This window comes from Rhodococcus sp. RS1C4, from assembly GCF_002258225.1.
Lineage (GTDB): Bacteria > Actinomycetota > Actinomycetes > Mycobacteriales > Mycobacteriaceae > Rhodococcoides > Rhodococcoides fascians_E.
Genome location: NZ_NOXZ01000034.1, coordinates 41,865 through 60,713 on the forward strand (window position 1 = coordinate 41,865; position 18,849 = coordinate 60,713).

Annotated in this window: 11 protein-coding genes and 1 pseudogene; 5 read left to right on the forward strand and 7 right to left on the reverse strand. The window is 59.1% G+C overall.

Annotation, left to right across the window (positions count from 1 at the left end; translation table 11 throughout):
* Window positions 1–18 precede the first annotated feature (18 nt).
* Both CH289_RS17385 and CH289_RS17390 read left to right on the forward strand, forming a co-directional pair.
* Window positions 19–921, forward strand: coding sequence for a ParA family protein (locus CH289_RS17385; RefSeq protein WP_094728238.1), 903 nt, complete (start codon window positions 19–21; stop codon window positions 919–921).
* Window positions 918–1,406, forward strand: a complete 489-nt coding sequence (locus tag CH289_RS17390; RefSeq protein ID WP_094728239.1) for a hypothetical protein — start codon at window positions 918–920, stop codon at window positions 1,404–1,406. The genes CH289_RS17385 and CH289_RS17390 overlap by 4 nt, the downstream gene beginning before the upstream one ends.
* A 7-nt stretch (window positions 1,407–1,413) precedes the next feature.
* Here the strand turns inward: CH289_RS17390 and drmB are convergent, their stop codons facing one another.
* Genes drmB through CH289_RS17405 form a run of 3 tightly spaced genes read right to left on the reverse strand, consistent with a single transcriptional unit; the run spans window position 1,414 to window position 9,448 of the window.
* Window positions 1,414–3,120 carry a DUF1998 domain-containing protein gene (gene drmB / locus CH289_RS17395; protein WP_256977312.1) on the reverse strand — a complete coding sequence of 569 codons (1,707 nt, stop codon included), beginning with the start codon at window positions 3,118–3,120 and terminating at the stop codon, window positions 1,414–1,416.
* A gap of 2 nt (window positions 3,121–3,122) precedes the next feature.
* On the reverse strand, window positions 3,123–6,323 hold the full coding sequence (locus CH289_RS17400; protein ID WP_094728241.1) for a helicase-related protein: 3,201 nt from the start codon (window positions 6,321–6,323) through the stop codon (window positions 3,123–3,125).
* Window positions 6,320–9,448 carry a UvrD-helicase domain-containing protein gene (locus CH289_RS17405; protein ID WP_143545100.1) on the reverse strand — a complete coding sequence of 1,043 codons (3,129 nt, stop codon included), beginning with the start codon at window positions 9,446–9,448 and terminating at the stop codon, window positions 6,320–6,322. The genes CH289_RS17400 and CH289_RS17405 overlap by 4 nt, the downstream gene beginning before the upstream one ends.
* 175 nt (window positions 9,449–9,623) lie before the next feature.
* Here CH289_RS17405 and CH289_RS17410 point away from each other — a divergent pair, with 175 nt between their 5' ends.
* Window positions 9,624–9,887 carry a hypothetical protein gene (locus CH289_RS17410; protein WP_143545101.1) on the forward strand — a complete coding sequence of 88 codons (264 nt, stop codon included), beginning with the start codon at window positions 9,624–9,626 and terminating at the stop codon, window positions 9,885–9,887.
* Between the two features lie 260 nt (window positions 9,888–10,147).
* Here the strand turns inward: CH289_RS17410 and CH289_RS17415 are convergent, their stop codons facing one another.
* Complete coding sequence (locus CH289_RS17415) at window positions 10,148–11,860, reverse strand: NACHT domain-containing protein (RefSeq protein WP_179276826.1); 1,713 nt, start codon at window positions 11,858–11,860, stop codon at window positions 10,148–10,150.
* A 638-nt stretch (window positions 11,861–12,498) separates the two neighbouring features.
* Window positions 12,499–12,716 (reverse strand): annotated as a pseudogene (locus CH289_RS17420) (ATP-binding protein); the annotation flags it as partial.
* A gap of 840 nt (window positions 12,717–13,556) precedes the next feature.
* On the opposite strand from CH289_RS17420, the gene CH289_RS17425 reads away from it, so the two are divergent.
* Complete coding sequence (locus CH289_RS17425) at window positions 13,557–15,233, forward strand: DUF262 domain-containing protein (protein WP_094728245.1); 1,677 nt, start codon at window positions 13,557–13,559, stop codon at window positions 15,231–15,233.
* A gap of 106 nt (window positions 15,234–15,339) precedes the next feature.
* On the opposite strand, the gene CH289_RS17430 is transcribed toward CH289_RS17425, so the two are convergent.
* Together CH289_RS17430 and CH289_RS17435 are read right to left on the reverse strand one after the other, a co-directional pair.
* Window positions 15,340–16,620: a hypothetical protein gene (locus CH289_RS17430; RefSeq protein ID WP_256977286.1), complete on the reverse strand. Its 1,281-nt coding sequence runs from the start codon at window positions 16,618–16,620 to the stop codon at window positions 15,340–15,342.
* 236 nt (window positions 16,621–16,856) lie between these two features.
* Entirely contained in the window at window positions 16,857–17,618 is a 762-nt protein-coding gene (locus CH289_RS17435) for a hypothetical protein (RefSeq protein ID WP_218828466.1), read from the reverse strand.
* A 489-nt stretch (window positions 17,619–18,107) separates the two neighbouring features.
* Between CH289_RS17435 and CH289_RS17440 the strand changes: the two genes are divergently transcribed.
* Window positions 18,108–18,722, forward strand: a complete 615-nt coding sequence (locus CH289_RS17440; RefSeq protein ID WP_094728248.1) for a uracil-DNA glycosylase — start codon at window positions 18,108–18,110, stop codon at window positions 18,720–18,722.
* Window positions 18,723–18,849 lie beyond the last annotated feature (127 nt).

An 18,849-nucleotide genomic window follows, 5' to 3' on the forward strand; every position in this document is an offset into this window, starting at 1 on the left:
TGAGGATCGACGGACCACATGGCCAAGGCAGTTGCGACCATCAATCTGAAGGGTGGCGTCGGTAAGTCGACGATGACCGCCGCGCTGGCAGAGTTCATGGCAGGCAACTTCGGCAAGCATGTTCTTCTGATTGATCTCGATCCGCAGACAAACCTGACCACCATGATGATCGGGTCCGATCAATGGCAGGCGCTGAACGACTCCGGTCGTACGTTGAAAGCGCTCTTCGAGCAGGCGTTGGATTCCCAGGCAGCGCCGTTCGACATCGAGGACGCGATTCAACGGAACGTCTCACCGTTGGCGAAGCTCGGCGGAATCGATTTGCTCGCGTCATCGCTCGACATGATCGAGATTTCCGAGGAGATCGCTGCATGGCAATACGATGAGCCGGATTCGCTCGAGCCTGTGCTGGTTCTCAAGAACGCCGTGGACAAGGTTCGCGATCAGTACGACTACATCCTGATTGATTGCCCGCCCAACATGGGAATCGTCACGCGGAATGGGCTGATGCTCGCCGATGCCTACGTGATCCCAACCATCCCAGATGTACTGTCCACGTATGGTATTCCGCAGATTCAAAAGCGGGTGCGGATGTTCTCCGACAAGTCAGGCCATAGGATCAAGGCCCTGGGGCTGATCATCACGAAGTACCGCAAGGGCACTAACCTGCACCGCGATACGATCCAACGTCTACAGAACGCTGTGCTCGACTACGACGCGCTTCCGGCTGAGGAACGTGAGACCAAGGAAAGGCCCCCCAATGTCATTCCCGTCTACATACCCGATGCGATCGCAATCGCCGGCGCTGCCGACTACTTCGATTTCGGCACCCTGAGCAAGCGTTACGGAGGCGGAGAGACCGTCGGAACCCTGAACGAACTGACCGAACACCTGATGATGAATGTCGAGATCTACACATGACCAATTCTGACGCTTTACTCAACGCTCGCACGTCGTTCGAAGCAACTCTTCTCACACTGTCCGCCCAGGACGAGGATGCCGCGGTGGTCGTTCTCACCTTGGCTCGTCTTGCAGCGGAGGAAATCAGCCGTAACACCGAGTTCGCTTCTGCAGCAAAAGCTGTGAGCCATTCACTCACCACCACGACAGTGCCTGCTTCTACGACGGCCACACCCCAAGCGCCAGTCACAACTCCGACACGCCGCACCCGCTCCGTCCGCACGCCCGCGGTGCTCGATCCGTTCCAGGTGCTGCGCGCCGATGGTGCGGACGGCTTGACGACCCGACTCGGCGCGCTCGACCTCGAGCAACTCCGCGACATCATCCATCAGTACGGAATGGACCCGGACAAGCGAGCGATGAAGTGGAAGACGATCAGTAAGGTTCGTGAACGAATCGTTGAACGCGCACTGTCGACCAGCTCACGTGACAATGCGTTTCGTTGATCGAGGCCTAGATCGACGTCAGCGAGTCGCTAAACAAGCCCTCACCTTCACGGCCGCCCTCCGGCGTCCCGAAGAGCAGAGCGCGGTCAAGATAGCGATTGCCGAGTTCACAGGAGGTTTCCGGGAGCAGCACACACGCGTGACATGCAGCTAGGTTGAGGGCGTCCGTTCCCGAGCCATGGGACTCGATGCATACAGGATCTGCGGAGCACCAGGACAATCTGGCCAGTCCCTCGGCTAGGGCAGGGCCCAATCGCTCAGTTTCTGCTTGCGAGGCCACTCCCCCAAGGCTGCCTGCGGAGTCGGAACTCGCCGTATAGATCAGCACGCCCGCCATCTCGCCGTCATCGATGTACAGCCGTTCGCGAAGCGAGGCAGCGGGATAGCCTGCAGCGAGGGATAACTGGTCTATCAAGACATGTGCAAACGTGTGGAGCGCGACACGAATTAGCCCGGTCACATTCCGCTCGCCTGGGCGTGTCAGACCGGGACCCGCAGCCCTCTCGAGCAGGCCCCATCTCTCCGCTGCAAATTCTTCTTGGCCCCAGTCTTCTAGCGCGTCACGATGAAAAGCGACGAAGACGCCTTCTCCAATGACTTCGATTGCCGGAAGCCAATGGGTCTTGTCCGGCGACAGAGCACACAGATTTTCCTCATTGTTTTCGTCGTCAAGTCGTGTAAACCCGTACAGCGCCCGCACCTCGCGAAGCCTGGTGACCTTGCGTACATCCGAAATGAGGTGCTCGAGGTCGACTGGTACATCTCTCTCCAGACACACAAAATCGTCGTCCAGACCTTCTTGTTCCCTGCCTTCGAGCAGCGCAGCGTACTCCTGCCGCCGCAGAGCTTCCTCAGTAAGGAGGTCGTCCAACGCTTCGCCGCGGCGCCGCTCCAACTCAGTCTCGATCTGCTGAACTGAGAATCTGCGTGAGTGCTCAGCCAAGTTCCGCAGCAGCGCCGGCGTGACAGCTTCCGGATCACCGAGCGACACCCAGTGACGATCGACGAACTTGGCCAGCGCGGCAGAGTAGGGCGGGATAGAGATCGCCGACCTGACGGCAGGCAGCCAGACGTTCGACGCGCCACGCTGAAGTGTCCGCGGCGTTTCATCGCACTGCTGGGTGCTGTCAGGGCCAAGCCATGGACGCCGCCCGGCGCACTTGCCGAACTCCGCGAGCGCTTTCGGTCCGGCGGAACCATCGAGGGTTCGCGGCTGCACCCCACATGTACACGTCAGTTCCAAGTCGGCGAGAGACGACGTGCGGCCCTGGGCCCTCAGGTGCATGACGTGGTTCGATCCGCCATCCTGGCCCTGGTGTAGCCACCGAAAGTATGGAAATTCGTCGATGTGCCCACGTGCGCACGCCACGATCAATCGGAAGGGGCTGAGCTCCGTGCGCTTCTCGCAACTACACCGGCTGACTTCACTGTCGTTCGACAGCTTGCCGATGGAATCGATGCGGCGGCAGGACGGACAGACCTGGGTAATTGGAAAACGAATGACGGGTATATCCCGTTTGCGTTTGGAGCCGGCCGGAGGCGCCTTGAGCTCGGAAACTCTCAAGCTTCTTGCGAGTCGCGGTTCGCTGATCGTGTCGGCATCCCGTGGCCTCCACTCGTGGATCCCTGCAATCATGTAACTCGTTGTGTCAGAGGGAAACAAACTGCCTACGCCGTACGTACTGAGAAGCTGGGTACGCCGAGCTTTCGCCACACTCAAGATTGACTCCTCATTCTGATCGAGTACAGCGCACTCTCTGCGTCGACATCCCGCAGGCTCATCAACGTAGGCCAGGGTGTTTCAGTTTGCGTGTACTCGATGTCTTCGTCGGTCAGCGCCGACGACGGCTCGACGAGAAGTGTGTCGGACGAGTCCTTACGGTTCTCGTACTTCATCGAGTCTCGCGCGCCCGCTTCTGCGATCCACACCTTCAGCATCTCGTCGAGCTGCTCGACCGTGTCCGCTGTCTCTTCACCGTCGGTCGTCGACTCCACCCGCTTCTCGATCAGCGCAATCAGCTGTCGAAGCTCGGCTTCGTGACCTGGCGCCGCGTGAGCCCCGAGTTCACCGGACATCGACTCCACCATTAGGCGTGCGAGCGCAACGAAGACACCGTGAAGGCCCCGGTCCCGAGCCCGGGCTGCGAACGGTGTTGCGCTCGTTGCTTCTACGGCCCTGTAAAGAGCCTGATGAAATGGAGCGAAGTTCTCGAAGTGCGACCGGTCGCGCGATCGTGCCGAGTTGAAGATTGTGACCACCAGACCGGGAAACCTTCGGCCGACCCGACTCGTCGCTTGGATGTACTCGGAACTCGATTGCGGCTGACCCATCACCGCCATGAGCCCGAGCCGGTCGATGTCGACACCTACTGAGATCATGTTCGTCGCCAGTACGACGTCGTCTGCGTTGCCGGACTTGAACGTCCGCTCGAGGCTTTTCAGTCGCCGAGGGATATCTGCAGATGACACGCGACTTGTCAGCTCGCCTGCTGACTGAAGCCGTCGTGGACCTGTACCCGTTCGCCGTGAGACGACGCCAAGCCGCTCGCGCACGTCGCCTTCGACTTGGAGCAACGCACTCCCGAGGACACGCAGACTGTTGAAATACCCAAGAAGCGTCCAGTATGGGTCGCGAATCTCTGGTCGACCGTCGACGTCTTGAGCCGCCTGAAGTAGAGCTCCATAGGTTCGGACCAACAGCGTCGCGTGACTGGTCGCTGGGCTCATCACCCCGACGTACATACGCGTTCCTGCGACGTCACGTGGCGCTGGCTCTGCGAAGAACGACTGATCGGGATCAATTCCTGGAGGCGGGAATTGGCGCGAGTCCCGGTCGAAGACCACCTTGATCTGGTCCTTTGCCCGTCGAATCGTCGCAGTTGAAGCAATGATCTTCGGCCGCGACAAAACATTGCCGTCGGCGTCGGTTGTGGAACATGCAATATCGACAGCGGTCTCGTACAAGCCGACCATGGATCCTAGTGGTCCAGAAATCAGGTGCAGTTCGTCCTGGATGATCAGATCGGGAGGGCTTCCGACTCCGTCACGAGCAAACAGTTTGCCGACATCGGCACGCCATGCCATCATTGCGAACTTATCGACAGTGCCCAGAATCAGTTCAGGTCTGTATTCGTAGATATCCTGATCGACTAGGTAGACCGGCAAGCCGGATGCAAAGTCGCAAGTACGGTTACCGCACGCGATGACCAGTTTGGGAGATGGACTGGAGACCACTTTGTACTTGGAATCATCCAACGCTTTGCCGCACCAGGGGCATTGAGTCAGCTGCACTGGGTTGGCCTCGGTGATTTCGGTGCCCGAACGCAACGCGCTTAGCGACTTCTTCGCGTCTGCGAGTGTATTCGGTGTACCCCCACGCCCGACCCACAGACCAATCGAGAACGGCCTCGTACCCAGTCCATTGTCTGCGGTTCTAATCTGCTCGAGCGCACACATCAGCATGGTTGCACGCTCGAATTGCTGAATTGTCAACAGTCGCAGCGTGTAACGCATGATGACAGCTACACCGATGGCGGCATTATCGCGAATTCTGCGCAGCAGCACAACGAACGCAACCAATCCCAAATATGCTTCGGTCTTGCCACCGCCGGTAGGGAACCACAGAAGGTCTGCGACATCGCGTTCAGGATGGCTGCGATCCACCACACTCGGTAGGTTCAACAAGATGAAAGCAATCTGGAACGGGTACCAGAACTGCTGCTCACCGTCACCGGCAGTCCCAATAGCGCCATTGCGGACCCAAACCTGGCGGGCGCGCTGCGCTTGCATTGCGGAATTGGCCAACCGGAACGCGCGGAGCACGTCCGGGTCTTCTTCCAGCAATTTGATTCCAGCCGCTATCCGATCAGCCGCTTCGCGCGCGTTCTCGATGTGTTCCTCAGCTGTCGGCGTAAGCGAATCCGGCACGTCGGTTTCACCGGCGTTCAGGGATGTTTCTAGTTTGGAGATCCAATCGCGGTATGCGGCAACCAATCTGTCCAACGTTCCGACCAGAACTGAGGTATCTGCACTGGCGAGGAACGACATCCGCAGATCGACATCGGGTCCGACTTGTCCCGGCCTTGCCCGAGAAACTTCCTGCGTAGGAAGCAGAGTTGTACCGATGCGATCGGTGATTGGCGCAGTGACTCCATACCAAGTAACGGCACAGCCATGACCGATCCCGAAGTTTCGTGCATTGCGGTAGATCAGCTGGGCAGAGCGCAAATCATCCTCGGCTCCGAGACGGTTCGGTGCACTTCGGTCGACGATGGCATCCGCGTCGGTCGACACGACCAGCCTCACCTGAAACCAGGCCCTGGCGTCCCTCAGCTCACCTTTTGCGGCGGTCTGTACGTTGCGCGCGATTGCTGAAATTGTGACTTTGCCGTCCCGCGGACTACGGGTCAGGACATACAGTTCGAGTCCGGGCTCTAAACTCAACTTCACAACACCCTTATTCGCCAAAGAGTGCGCGACCCGGTCGGGGCTGACTGCCTTGCGGCTCCACGCAGCTGGCCTACTCCGGCCACGGCGACGCTGAGACGAATCGTCCGGTTCCACCTGAACTTCAGAGGGCTCATACCGCGCCGCTGACACGTCGAAATAGACATCGTTTGCAAGTGCTGAATCGACAGTGAACGTCAGACCCATCGACGATGGATAGCGCATGAGCGACTGCGCGACCGGTGAATCGCTCTCACCATCAATGGTATCGGGCTCCGCGCTGTCAGGCTCCGGCTCTTCCTGCAGTTCATCATCCAGAGGCCACAGCACACCGACTACATAGCGATCAAGCGGAGCCTCTTCGAGCACCTCATCGTCACTGCCTGCGGGCCCGAGGAGATCGCCTCGAAGTTCCTCAACCATCTCGCCTCGAAAGCCGTACATCTCATCGAGGTCAGTAGCGCCTGTCATTGGTTCTTACCGTCCCATTTCGTTGTCCAGTCCGGCCGAACTAGGCCTGCGAGTCTGGGTACCAGCCAGATTCCGGACTCGCCGAGCCCAGCATCCTCACTGAATTCGGGCGATCCGACCACCGACTCGATCGACATCACGGTCGCACCATTGATGATCGTCGGCCATCCCGCGTTCCCGATCGTAAAGATGCGTCTCAGTTCTCGCCCAAACTGCTCGGTTGTACGAGCGAAAGGTCTACCCCCCGATCCCTTCACAAGATAGATCGGCGCGTCACGGCTAGTCCATGCTAGATCCAGTTCGAGAGTGACCGTTCGTCCAGCCATCGACCCACTTGCAAGGAGTGACTGCACGCCCGATGCATCATCGTCGACGTCGTAGGGTTCGTCTGTATCGATGTCTTCGCCAAGGACCTCTATTGCTCGGATCCGCTTTCTGCCGCCTGTCCCGAAGCCTTGCTCGGTCCATCGTCCGGTTTGACCGGAGTCCTTCTTCATCCAAGACTTCGTCTTCTTCGGAGTACATCGAACGATCTCGTCCCTTGCGCGGCTCAGAGCCACGTAATTGCGACGAGCAATTGCGAGGTCATCGTCGTCGGACTCGTAGTCCGTGTCGTAAAGGAAGACTCGGTCGAATTCGAGCCCCTTCGCGCGATGAACGGTGGAAACGACAACGTCCTCGGTTGTGTCGGCAAGAAGTGCAGTCGGTATTCCGTATCCCCCGATTACCTTCCGAATACGGGACACGTCGAGATCGTTCGGGAACTGTGCCCGCCCTTCCGACTCTTTCAGGAGATTCCAGGCGTCTGTCGGGTCCGCCACCGACGTATTGCGCAGCGCAGCGATGACGTCTTCGCGCCTATTGAGGTTCCTCGGCAACTGCTGCGTCAGCTCCGCAACCCATGCGCGGGCACCGTGCTCCTGAGCTTTGCGCCTCAATGTATGTCGGACGTTCATCAGTGTCAGTTGCTGCGACACCCGCAGAGCATCCCCATTCGTCTTCGTCAGCACGGCGGTACTTTTGCCCGCGCGGTAGACATCACCCAGCCAGATATCTGAATCCACAGCGCCCAGCTCAGAGATAAAGGCATCTACCGCCTGACGAGCTGCCGCGGCTCCTTTAATCTTCCGTAAACGTGGCCCAAGTTCTACGACGGCCAACGGATCCTTCCCGCGCGCGCGGAAGTTTCGTTCAAGACCAGTCGCCTCGACTTCATCCAATCGGCTCAGTTCGTCGATCACGTCCAAACGCTCAATCCGTTCTTCCGGAGTCAGCTGGAAGTCGTACAGCGCTTGATTCGGATCACCGAGTGCAGTGAACCCCACGTGGTCACCCAATCTGTCGATGAGCGCTAGTGCCAGCCGCGCTCGCTGACCGACCAGATCCTGAACCTCGTCAAGAACAACGTGCTGTATGTCCTCGAGCATAGGCAGTTCCGTATCATCGGCGGACAGAAGTTCAACCGCGCGGGCAATTCGGGCCTCGAAATTGCCCTTCGGCTCTTCGTCGGCATCGATGATGACCTTGTTGGCGAACGAATCGAACGTGCGGATTTCAGCTTGTGCAAGCACCCGTGTCTGAAGCCGGTTACGAACTGCGGATACCGCAGCCCGAGAGAAGCTCAGGACAAGCACCTCTGTTGACAACGACAGATCGCACTCACGGGCCAGATGATCGAGCCGCGCCGCCACGACTTCAGTCTTGCCCTGCCCAGCGCCGGCTATAACCACAAGCCGCTCTTCGGGTTCTGCCTCGGCGACACGACGCTGGAGTTGATCGAGCTCAATTGCCGTCGAACCCAGATCGATCTCTAGTGATTGTGTTCCAAGTCCAGATTCGCTGTCAGCAGCCGGAGCTGTCTCCATCACTTCGGCCGCTGCGCGGCGACGGTCACGGAACCGCGTCAGTGCGTCGACTGGCTGAGTCCTAGCCCTCAAGCGATCACGAAACTTCGGCTTGACGGCCGGGCTCGATTCGGCCTGAGACAAAACCGCCGGTTGCTCAGACGCTGATTGGGGTTCAGGGAAACCTTCGAGGCGTGCAAGCAGACTCGTCAGGCGATCCTCGATTGCGCTCCCCAAGCGGCCTGGTGCCGCCTTGGACAGGTCGACCCGCGCAGAGTTGGCGAGATCGGGCCATGGAGTCAGCACATTGGCTACAACCTCCGTCAACCGCAGCGCGTCTGCCCGGAACTCGTTAGCAGCCGATTCACCTACTACCAATGCAGGACTCATCGTGAGCGTCCACGAAGTGTCCGGACCCCACTGTCTATCGATGGCACGTGCAACGGCGGGCCTCACATCGGACAAGACCCGCTGACGAACATGGGTTCCGATGGGTAGATCGTTTTGCTCGACTCCACTGGCACGGAAATGCATGGGTTCGCTGTAATCGCCCGTGATGCCGGTCGACCCGAACTCGAAAAACAGGAAGTCATCTTCATCGACGTGCAACGCGATCGCCGGCACCCTCGCGTTGGTGAACTCGTCGTCTTGGTCGAGGTCACCTGTTGGGCGGGTCGCCTTCGTACGGGTCAACCGCGCAGACCGAAATGCAATATGCGTGTCTACAGCAAAGTCGGGGACGCGAAGTCTCCAAGACGCCAGGACGGTGTCGAGGGCTCCGGGCGTGGACAGCGACTTCTCCAGCTCGTCCAGCGCGTCGTAAAGTTCGGCTCCCTCTTGGATTCGACGCTGCGAGCGCGCCCATGTCCTCCAGGTGCGCCGGTAGTCGTCGAAGAGGGCGTCGAGGTCGAGGCCATACTCCCGGCGGTAAAACTTGGCGTACATCTGAACTTCACTGAGGTCGACCACAAGACCGGCAGGCGTCCAATCACCCAGATCCGAGTCATCGATCAGCTCATCGAGGGGCCACGGCAGGCGTGGCGGAACCTCGGTCTCCCGAACGTCGCCGCGAAGCACCAACACTCCGTCAGAGGTGGCCGTTATCGAAGCCGCCAGCTCGCCAGCCGAGTCAGTCAGGGAAGTTTCAAACGAAGCTCCGCCGCTGTTCTGGACGGTCGCGCGCTTGACCAGATCGTCAAGAGCCCGCGCTTCGGCCAGGACTGCTTGTAGCGACGTAACAGCACGCTCCTCCACTACCGAACGCAAAGATGCTCCTTTCAATATCTAACAACCTAGCTTGTGGACAGACCGGCGGCCCTGTTTACCTCGTTCGCGCGAGTCCGACCGAAGGCCCGATCGATAACCTGAACGCTGCCGCGACACAGTGGCCTGGCTGACCAATTGGCAGCTGGATGTCTGTAGACAGCGACGACTAGACCAGTTCGGAGCGGCTGCGATGCAGGGCTTCCGAGCAGGCACGGTCGAAGCCTTGGAGATCGAACAGAAAGTTGTCCGCCTTCGAGGCGTGGGTGCTGGCGGGCGCGACGGTGACGCGGAGGTCGCCGGTGGAGTCCTCGCGGCTGATGCCGGCCTGCTGGGTGATGGGGTGCGTGGCGACGCGCTCATCGCCGATTGTGGCGTCGAGGTAGCCGGCGGCGATGACGAATTCCAGGGACCCGGCTGGGCGCCGAGGTCGTGCAGCATGAGGTCGACGGCATGAGCCGTCGCAGCTTCGTTTCGCCCTCTACCTCGCGACAAGTGCGACACCGGAGCGGTGGGTGCTCGAGCAAGGGTCGAACGAGGCACATACGCTGCAAAAGATTTTGGCGTTCGGTATCGAAAACTGGTGCCGCTTGCGGATTCCTCACGCAGTAACGTTTCGGCAGAACTTCGGCTCGGCGTATACGGTGTCGCCGCATGCGGATCAAATCAGTTCGTCGGCAGTGCTTTCTTCCAGCTGCGACTGCCTAGGATTCCGGGTCACGCCGAATGCTGCTGGACCAAATATTCTTGCAACTCGGTGTGCCGAAATTGATATACCGCGCCTGTTGCCTTCAGCAACCCCAGTCGGTTCGCGTCCTCCATAAAGGAAATCAGATTGCGCGGTGAACGTCCGGTGACCCAGAGCCAGAACGACACCAAGAGATAATGGCCCCAGGCTAACTCGTTCAATATAACCCAAACCAGAGTCACTGACCCCACCATTATCACAAGCGCGACAACGAAGGTAACGAGCGCCCAACCACTGAGGTTCGCGTAATCCCAGCGTTCACGGAGCCCGGTTCTGCCGATCAGCACGAGGGGACCGACAATCACTAGAATCCCCAACACTGTCATCGCGGCAATTGCACGTGACTCCCGATAAGTAGATGTCGGTCGGCGAGAATGCGTTCCACCATCAGGTTCGACAATCCATTTAGATATTCCGATGACAAGTCCAGCTGAAATCATGAGCGAGACAAAGTATTTTACAATGCGTAGAGATTCCGGCATCAAACCGTAGATGGCCAACCAGACCAAAAGCCCTGGAGCCAACCACGAAATGACATTCTTGAGCAGCACTCCAGTTCGACCCTGCAGCCGGAGGTTGGCGCAATGCGGCTCGTATTTGCCACCCACGGCCGTGCCGACCGCCACGGCCGCAAGGACAGCCAGCGCGCCTGCCACTATCACCGCGACTCCCACGTTCCACAGGCTCAGAGTGACGATTGCTGATGATACACCGGCCGTAACGGCCAGCGCACAACCGAGAACCGCGCTGATTGCCCAGTGGGAGACAGGCAAGTTCCACCACCGGACATCGTGCCGACCACCCATTTGCACAGCCAAAAACCCGAGCCACTTCGAGCAATGAAGTGGATCCCAAAGACGGCGCGGCCGCGAAATAAGTTTGTCCAACTTATCCGGCGGCCTCGTAAGGATCACCGAAGGGATGAGCTGGCGGAAGAGCTCACGTTTGACCGATTGTGGCCCTGGAAACTGCGACTTGTCGAGGAGATGCTCGGGAGCGGGCCCATCTTCGATGTAGACCGTCCGAAGAAGCCACAGGCCCAGGGGCGTAGCTGCAACGTCTCCGAATGTCGACGGTGACCGAACTTCGTTCAACAACGCCACCCACTCCTTCTGCCTGCCCGGAGCGATGCACTTCGTCATGAACGCGGCGACGTCGTCACCGGCAATCTCTTGAGCCTCCACTACCAGCGCCGCTGTCACGACGTCAGATTCGCTCACGAGAGTGACGAACTCCGACGTGCGACACGTCACGATCACAGGGTCGTTGCCCGACATCGAGTTGTTGAGAGCACGGAGGACCCTCGGACGGTACGTCGGATCCACTTCGTCGAGTCCGTCGAGGATCGGAAGGATCCACCCCTCATTGACCAATTGCTGCACGATCGTTGGAGAAATCACGCGAAGAAATGGGAAGCCGCCAGCGAGTCGGCGGTGAAGCCATGCGCCCAGCGTGACGTCGACATCGACATTCCAACCAGCGACACTGAGCAGGAACGGAATTGGCTCACTTGGTTGCCTGGAACGAAGCAATTCCGAGAGCATCTGCACAGCAAGCGTTGACTTTCCGCATCCGGGGCCTCCGAGAACGACAAGCCGCTTCCTCGGAAGATCGTTGAATCTTGCCGCGAATTGGTCGAGCTTGCTGCTGTCCTCGAAGAACCCAAGGCGCTTCAATCCCATGTTCTGAGCGTGATCAGAGACGTCTCGGCCCGTATTCCTCCACTTGATTGGCATCGGGGCAGGGTCCGCCAGGCCCAGTATCTCGACCTCTCGCCTCCAGAGATCGCGAACTTCTACCGCAAGTCGAGTCACCGCCCATTCGAGCTGCTTGTCCAAAGGTACTGGCGGAGTCGGTGGATGCCGGCTGAAATAGATCCCGACCACCGTGAGGAAGGCGCCAAGGAGAGCACCTGCGACAGCCGCTGAGTACCGATGAAAGTACACGCCCGAGAACGTGCCGACCGCAAAGACCACAACTGCGCTCCCCCAAAGGTACGTGCGAAATTTCGGCGCACGTCGATCAGAACCCACTGCATCCCCCTCAGCCATCGGCCGGCTCGCACGTCGAGTCCCCATCGGCCGGTCAGGACGCCCATGATGACACATGTGACAGCGAATCGTTTCAGCAGTCGCCCCTGCGGGTGGCGGTCTCGCCGATCTCGTTCGCCCTACCGCGAGGACACCTCAGATAGCGATCACACCCAAACTACGAGCCGTGCCAACGATACGATGAGATCAGAGGCATCGGTCCCGACTCTGAAGGCGCTCATCGAAAATCCCTGATCGTGCTCAGTGAAATTCCGTACCTACGAGCGTGTTCACTGTAGTGGACGGCGGGTTCCGGTGGTGGCCTTGCGGAGGTTCTCCGAGCTTGTGTTGTGTTCGCGTAGCCGGTAGGAACCACCGTCGAGGTTTAGTACGGCGGAGCGGTGTAGGAGTCGATCAGGCATCTCGGCCGCAACGGTGTTGTCACCGAGCACTTCACCCACGAGCCGACGCCGCGGTTGGTGATCATCACAATCGATGTCTTCATATAAAGACAATTCGAAGTTCGGTGGTCTGGGTCGCGTCGATGCCGCCGACGGTCCCTCGTGCAACGAGCTTGTCGACGACGACGTCGTGCTCGTGCGGCGCGCAACCACCGCATCGTGTCGAACGCGTTGAGTGCCTGCCGGGTGGTGACCTGTGATCACCTGGTACGAGCCGACTGCGGCGTCGGCGCTGACGGCGATCGACAGCATCGCCGAGACCGTCTGCGCACGGGACCACAACGTGCCGAGCTCGCCAGACAGGATGCCGTCAGCCAGCGCTGTGTAGTGCGGGCCGAAGGATTCGATGGCCCGTGCCCGGTCGGTCAGGGCTTGCGCGGAGGGCAGGATGTGACGCAGCTGAACGGGATCGATGTCGTCGAAGATCGATCCGGCGAATCAGCTTGGACTGGGCACCAACAGTCTCGCGCAGGAACTCAAGCAGGCGCCGTACGCGTCCGCGTAGTTCAGCGTCATCTGAAGCCGACATCGAATCCTCACATTTCGAACTAACTTGATCAGGACTCAACATATATGGAGTGGGTGACAAGATTTGGACGATCGCGTGCGCCAGCTCCTCGGACGGATATGTACTCGGAGTCGAATAACAGCTCTATCTGCAAGTTCCCGTGAGCGGCATCCATGCGCCGCGGTCGCCGCTCCCGCCCCCGGCTGTGAAGTTCATTCACTCGAATGAACTTCGGGCATCCGAATCAGCTCGATTCGAAGGCTGCCGACCCGTCCAAGAGCAGATTCCACTTGAGCGACCACGCCGACGTCCACACTCGGCGCTTGGTGTAATCGCCGGAGCAATTTTCATTCGCCACGCGTAAGGCAAGATAGTGCGCGTGACACAGCTACAGGCCCATGAAGTGCCTCTCCAGAAAATCTTCGGAAGCGACTACGACTTTCGCATCCCCGGATACCAGCGCCCCTATTCGTGGGGAACCGAACAAGCGGCTCAGCTACTCGAGGACCTCGACGAGGCGATTGACCGTGGATCGGACGAACCCTACTTCTTGGGCTCCGTAGTGTTGGTCAAGGCTCCGGGCGGCACGATCTCCGACGTCATCGATGGTCAGCAGCGTCTGACCACCCTCACGATCCTTGTTGCCGTGCTGCGGGATTTGACGTCGGACACGGAACTTGCCGATGAGCTGACGAAGATGCTCATGGAGCCTGGTAGCAAAGTGTTAGGCAGAGATCCCAAACCTCGGTTGACGTTGCGTGATCGCGACCAGGACTTCTTTCAACGCTATGTCCAGACCAAAGGTGCCATCGCCGAGCTTATTTCAGTACTGGACGAGAAACTACCGACTGACTCCCAACGGGCGATTCTAAACAACGCGAGGACCATTCGGGACATTTTGCAGTCTTGGGAGGAAGATAAGAAGCTCAAGTTAGTCCAACTGATAGGTCAGCAGACCTTCCTGGTCGTGGTCAACACTCCCGACCTGGACAGCGCTTACCGAATCTTCAGCGTCATGAACGACCGAGGACTGAACCTTTCAGAGCCGGACATTTTCAAGTCCAAGGTGGTTGGCGTACTCCCCGAGGACCAGTCGAAGACGTACGCAGATCGATGGGAAGATGCCGAATCTTCGCTTGGACGCGATGACTTCAGGGACTTGTTTCTACACCTTCGCCTGATCTTCTCCATGGAACGTGCGAAAACCACCCTGCTGAAGGAGTTTCCGAAGCAGGTCCTGAGCAAATTCCTGCCGAGTCGTGCGACAGAATTTGTCGATGACGTTATCGTGCCCTACGCAGACGCGTTGGAGCAGATGCGCGACCACACTTACTCGGCAGCTTCGGGCGCCGACAAGGTCAACGCATGGTTCCGCCGTCTGGACAAAATCGGCGACAACGATTGGCGGCCCGTTGCCTTATGGGCGCTGGTCCATCATGGCGATGATCCGCAATGGCTAAATTCTTTCATGCGTCGACTCGAGCGCCTGGCCGCGAGCATGATGATCCGCCATCTTTACACCACACCTCGCGCGATCCGCTACGCCGAGTTGCTGCGCGAGCTGGACAACGGCGACGGACTTGAGGCGTCTAAGTTCGACCTGTCACCCGCGGAGGTTGAGGCCACAGTCGCCGAGCTCAACGGGGATGTCTACAAGTACACGAAGGGGCGCCGATACATCTTGCTTCGTCTCGACGAGACTTTGGCTCAGGACCATAGCGTCCGGTACGCACACAAACTGATTACGGTCGAGCATGTCCTTCCACAGAATCCCGCGCCCAGGTCACGTTGGACAAAAGATTTCAAGGATGCCGACCGCCTACTTTGGACACACAAGCTCGCCAACCTGGTTCTGCTGAATCAGGCGAAGAACTCGCAAGCAAGCAATCTAGATTTCGTCGAGAAGAAGACGAAATATTTCGCTGGTAAACGTGGAGTGAGTACGTTCGCAGTAACGTCCCAAGTCCTGCACGCTGACAAGTGGACACCGAGAACACTTGAGACAAGGCAGGCAGCGTTGATCGCGGCACTGCGAATCGAGTGGAAGCTGGACTAGCGACGTGCGCTGGTGGTGGACACAGGGACGCCACCGCCAGCAGGGTCGGCATAGATTGATTTCGTACGGCGGCCGGGCCAACCACTCCAAGAATTCGACTACTGCATCACGCCGTCAGGGCCGGAAGCACGATAAGAGAACCGTCCGCCTTGCGGGCGATCTCGATGGCGAGGTCGGACTGTGGACCAGCAGAATCCACTGATTCCTTTAGCTGGTGAACCCGCCTCGACGTGCGGAGCAGCTCATCAACTTGGCTAGAAGAAAATACAAAGTCGCGAACACCGTGCGTGCGATCGATCTCGAGGCTGGAGAGACGCAGTAGCAGCTTGCTTATTCGTTCCTGTAGTGCCACAACGCGCTGATCGTGTTGCTTAAGGGCACGCGTAAAGCTTTCGAACAAATTCGCAGCATCCGACTGGGCGTGCTCGACCGCCTGCAGCAGAATCACGCGTTGCTTCAGATCGATTGCGAGTTTTGCGAGCTCCAAGTGCGCTCTGAACTCGCCGCCTTCCTCACCTATGCCTTTGAAGACCTTGTTCAGCTGCGCCACCTCTACGCGACCATTCCTGAACTTGTCCAACGCGGCTTCCCATCCGGCTAACCGGGTTTCCGCGTTGGCAAGTCCGACGTTGATCTGGAATACAGCGGTGTCGAGTCCGAGTGAAGCACCGACCTTGCCCTCGTCGAGAAGGACAGCGGAAGCAGTGTCGATTATCGGAATGCACGCGTTGAGTGAAGAACGTTCACTGGTCAGAGCATTGTCCTTCAGCTCCTCGAGCAGATCGACCATCTTGTCCAGAGTTTCCTGGCGGTTGCGCTCTGCCCGTGCGTTCAGCCCCACTGCGACAGCCATCAATACCAATGGCGCAGCCACAGTTAGCGCCGTCGCGCCAGCAGCTGCTGCGCCGACGGTGGCCGCGGAACCACCCGCTGCCCCCATGGCGGCGGCTTTACCGGCCACAGGGACGTACGACGCGTGAGCGACAATTCCCGAACGACCTACCAACGCGCTGCGGAAGCCCCCTGAAACGGTCTTGGACACCATCGACTTGACCAGTCCACTGCCAACTTGACCTGCGACTTTCGCTGGTACCACCATCCGATAGAGCGTCTCACCATTAGATTGCAGAGTCTGGCCGGTACTCGAGCGAGACGATTGGATCAGCTGGGACAACTGCATTGCAAGGGGACTCAAGCTTTCCAGATGGATACCGCCCGAAAGATCGGCGGAACTCGGCAGCGGATGGGCTTCGAGTGTTGCCAGGGGCGCATCGACCACCGCCGCCAACACCGTCCGTAACTCGGTCAACCGAGCTGGGGTCATGGAAGCTTCACTACTTACGGATGGCGCTTTGACTTCCTTGGTTGCCAGCGTCCAGAACGGCACTACGTTTCCACTCTCGACCACTTTAAGCCTCTCTCGCGTTCAGTGGCGCCCACCATAACCGACCACCACGACACCTTGGCTTACACACGAGCTCCGAGCACACGCGAATGGGCGGTGCCGTCGTCGTTGGTGAACCGTGTCCGCTTCTTCATGCGTACTTCGAACCTCCGCTGGTTGACCCCAACCGAGCTACAGCGTCTCATGAACGCACCGACAGGCGGGCGGTAGGCCGCCGATTATTCGTTGATGGCCTCAGCGCACTGCAGTGCAGCCGCCCAAAACTGGTCCAAATCGAGTTCCGACACCTTACGCCCGGGCGCTGACGCGGTGTGGTCTTGATCCAAGAATGCAGCCAATGAAGAGAATCCGTCATGGTTCTGAATATGGCTGTAGTTGTTCCACGTTCCGGTTGCCATAAGAACACCAGACTTGTTCACCCACAGATACATTGGCGCGAATCGATACCCGTATGGATGGAAGAAAATCCCGCCTGAAGGTGAGTTCCCGAACCAGAAGTCACTGTGGCTCCCCCGTGATTCATCCAACGATTCCTGCAGGTTGAACAAGCGAGCGACGCGTGCAGTATCTGCCTCCGACGCAACAGCGTCCAGAAATAACTCTTTGGTCCACGCGCGACCACCACCTGAACTGCCTGATCTCGCTTTCGCTGCCGCCAGTTCACCGCCGTAGGTGGACGCAACGAGAATCTCAAGGTTTCCTTGCCTCGCGTACGCCAATTGGACTGCCGTTACTTGTATTTCGTCCCGAGTGATTCGGTTGAGGTACTCGACCAGACGGCGCAGGTCGGAGTCGATACGATCGACCGCTAAACACAGATGGATGCGTCCGGCTTCGATGCCGGCCGACAGCTGTTCGAGACCTCCTCCGTCGAGCATCGCAAGAGCCTGTCCACCTTGCCGAGCCCACTGGCTGCGGAACCAAGCTTCACCGTCGACGGAGATCGCCGATGCATAGTCCAGGACTTGCCCGATGACCATGCGTCGTCGCTCGGAGTTGGATGCCAGCTTGCATTCGACGACGGTGATTGTCCCGTCTCGATCGACGATGCACACGTCCGCGGGACCGGCCGACGTCGAGAATTCACGCACCGTCAGCGCCTCACTCGAGACCCCCGGTACGTGTTCGGGTGCGGCCGCAATGATGCGCTGCAAATGCCCCTCGTTGTCGTACGCGGACATCTCAGGCGAGGACCACGCACCATCCGACCCCCACTCGCGAACAAGGAGACCCGCCGTTCCATCGTCGGTCACGATCACTCCATCTCATCGATCCGCTGGTAAACCCAACCTACGGGACTGACGTACGGATTTACTCCCCCGCGCTGTGGACCCGCCATACTGCTACGACTCCCCACAACTGAAGCACCTCGGTGGGCCTGGGTCTACAGACTCCGATGACGCCGGCCGCGGTGGGGAGTCTCGCGTCGAGAAAACTCTCGTGTCGGACTAGCGTGCAATCCTTTCCGTATGCCAAACGGACGTAACGCAGACCCTGCTCTAGTCGCCGACAAGATTGCGCGAATCAGAGATCCCCACGTCCGCCCTTTGAACGCGCTGTCTGACGCCATTGCGGATTCCGTCGGCCTCCCACATGGCCACATTCCCTACATCGATCCAGACCAAGGCGGTATCAACGCACGTATGTTGGTGCTCCTCGACAATCCTTCCACCAAAGCAGAGAGCGGCACAGGATCCGGCCTGCTCAGCCTGGACAACAATGACCGTACGGCTCGCAATTGCCGTGAAGCGTATGAGCGTCATGGTGTCTCACATGCCGATGTAGTCCACTGGAACGTCGTTCCCTTCCCCGTCGCGGGCGTCAAGAATGGCGGTTCAACTCCTGCAGAACGAAACCGGTCCGTGCGATGGACGACGGAGTTCGTCGACCTGTGCCCGAACATCGAGATCGTTCTACTGCTCGGCGCCGCTGCTCGTGACGGTTGGGCACGCGCAAGTATCGACAGAGACTTCTACGTTGTTCCAGGAAAGATTCCGCACTGTTCCGCACGGGGGCTGAACACGGGAGGCGGACGCGAACGCTTCGAGGCCGCGATCGCTCAGGTCGCACACATGCTTCGATGAAGTGAGGCGCGGGGCGCGGGGCAACGATCACGCCCGCACTCCCCACCTAGAACCAGGGGCGGGCCGGATGAGCCTGAAGATCACCGCAACCGCGCCGCACATTCCCAGTCGCGCGGAGTTCGTCGCC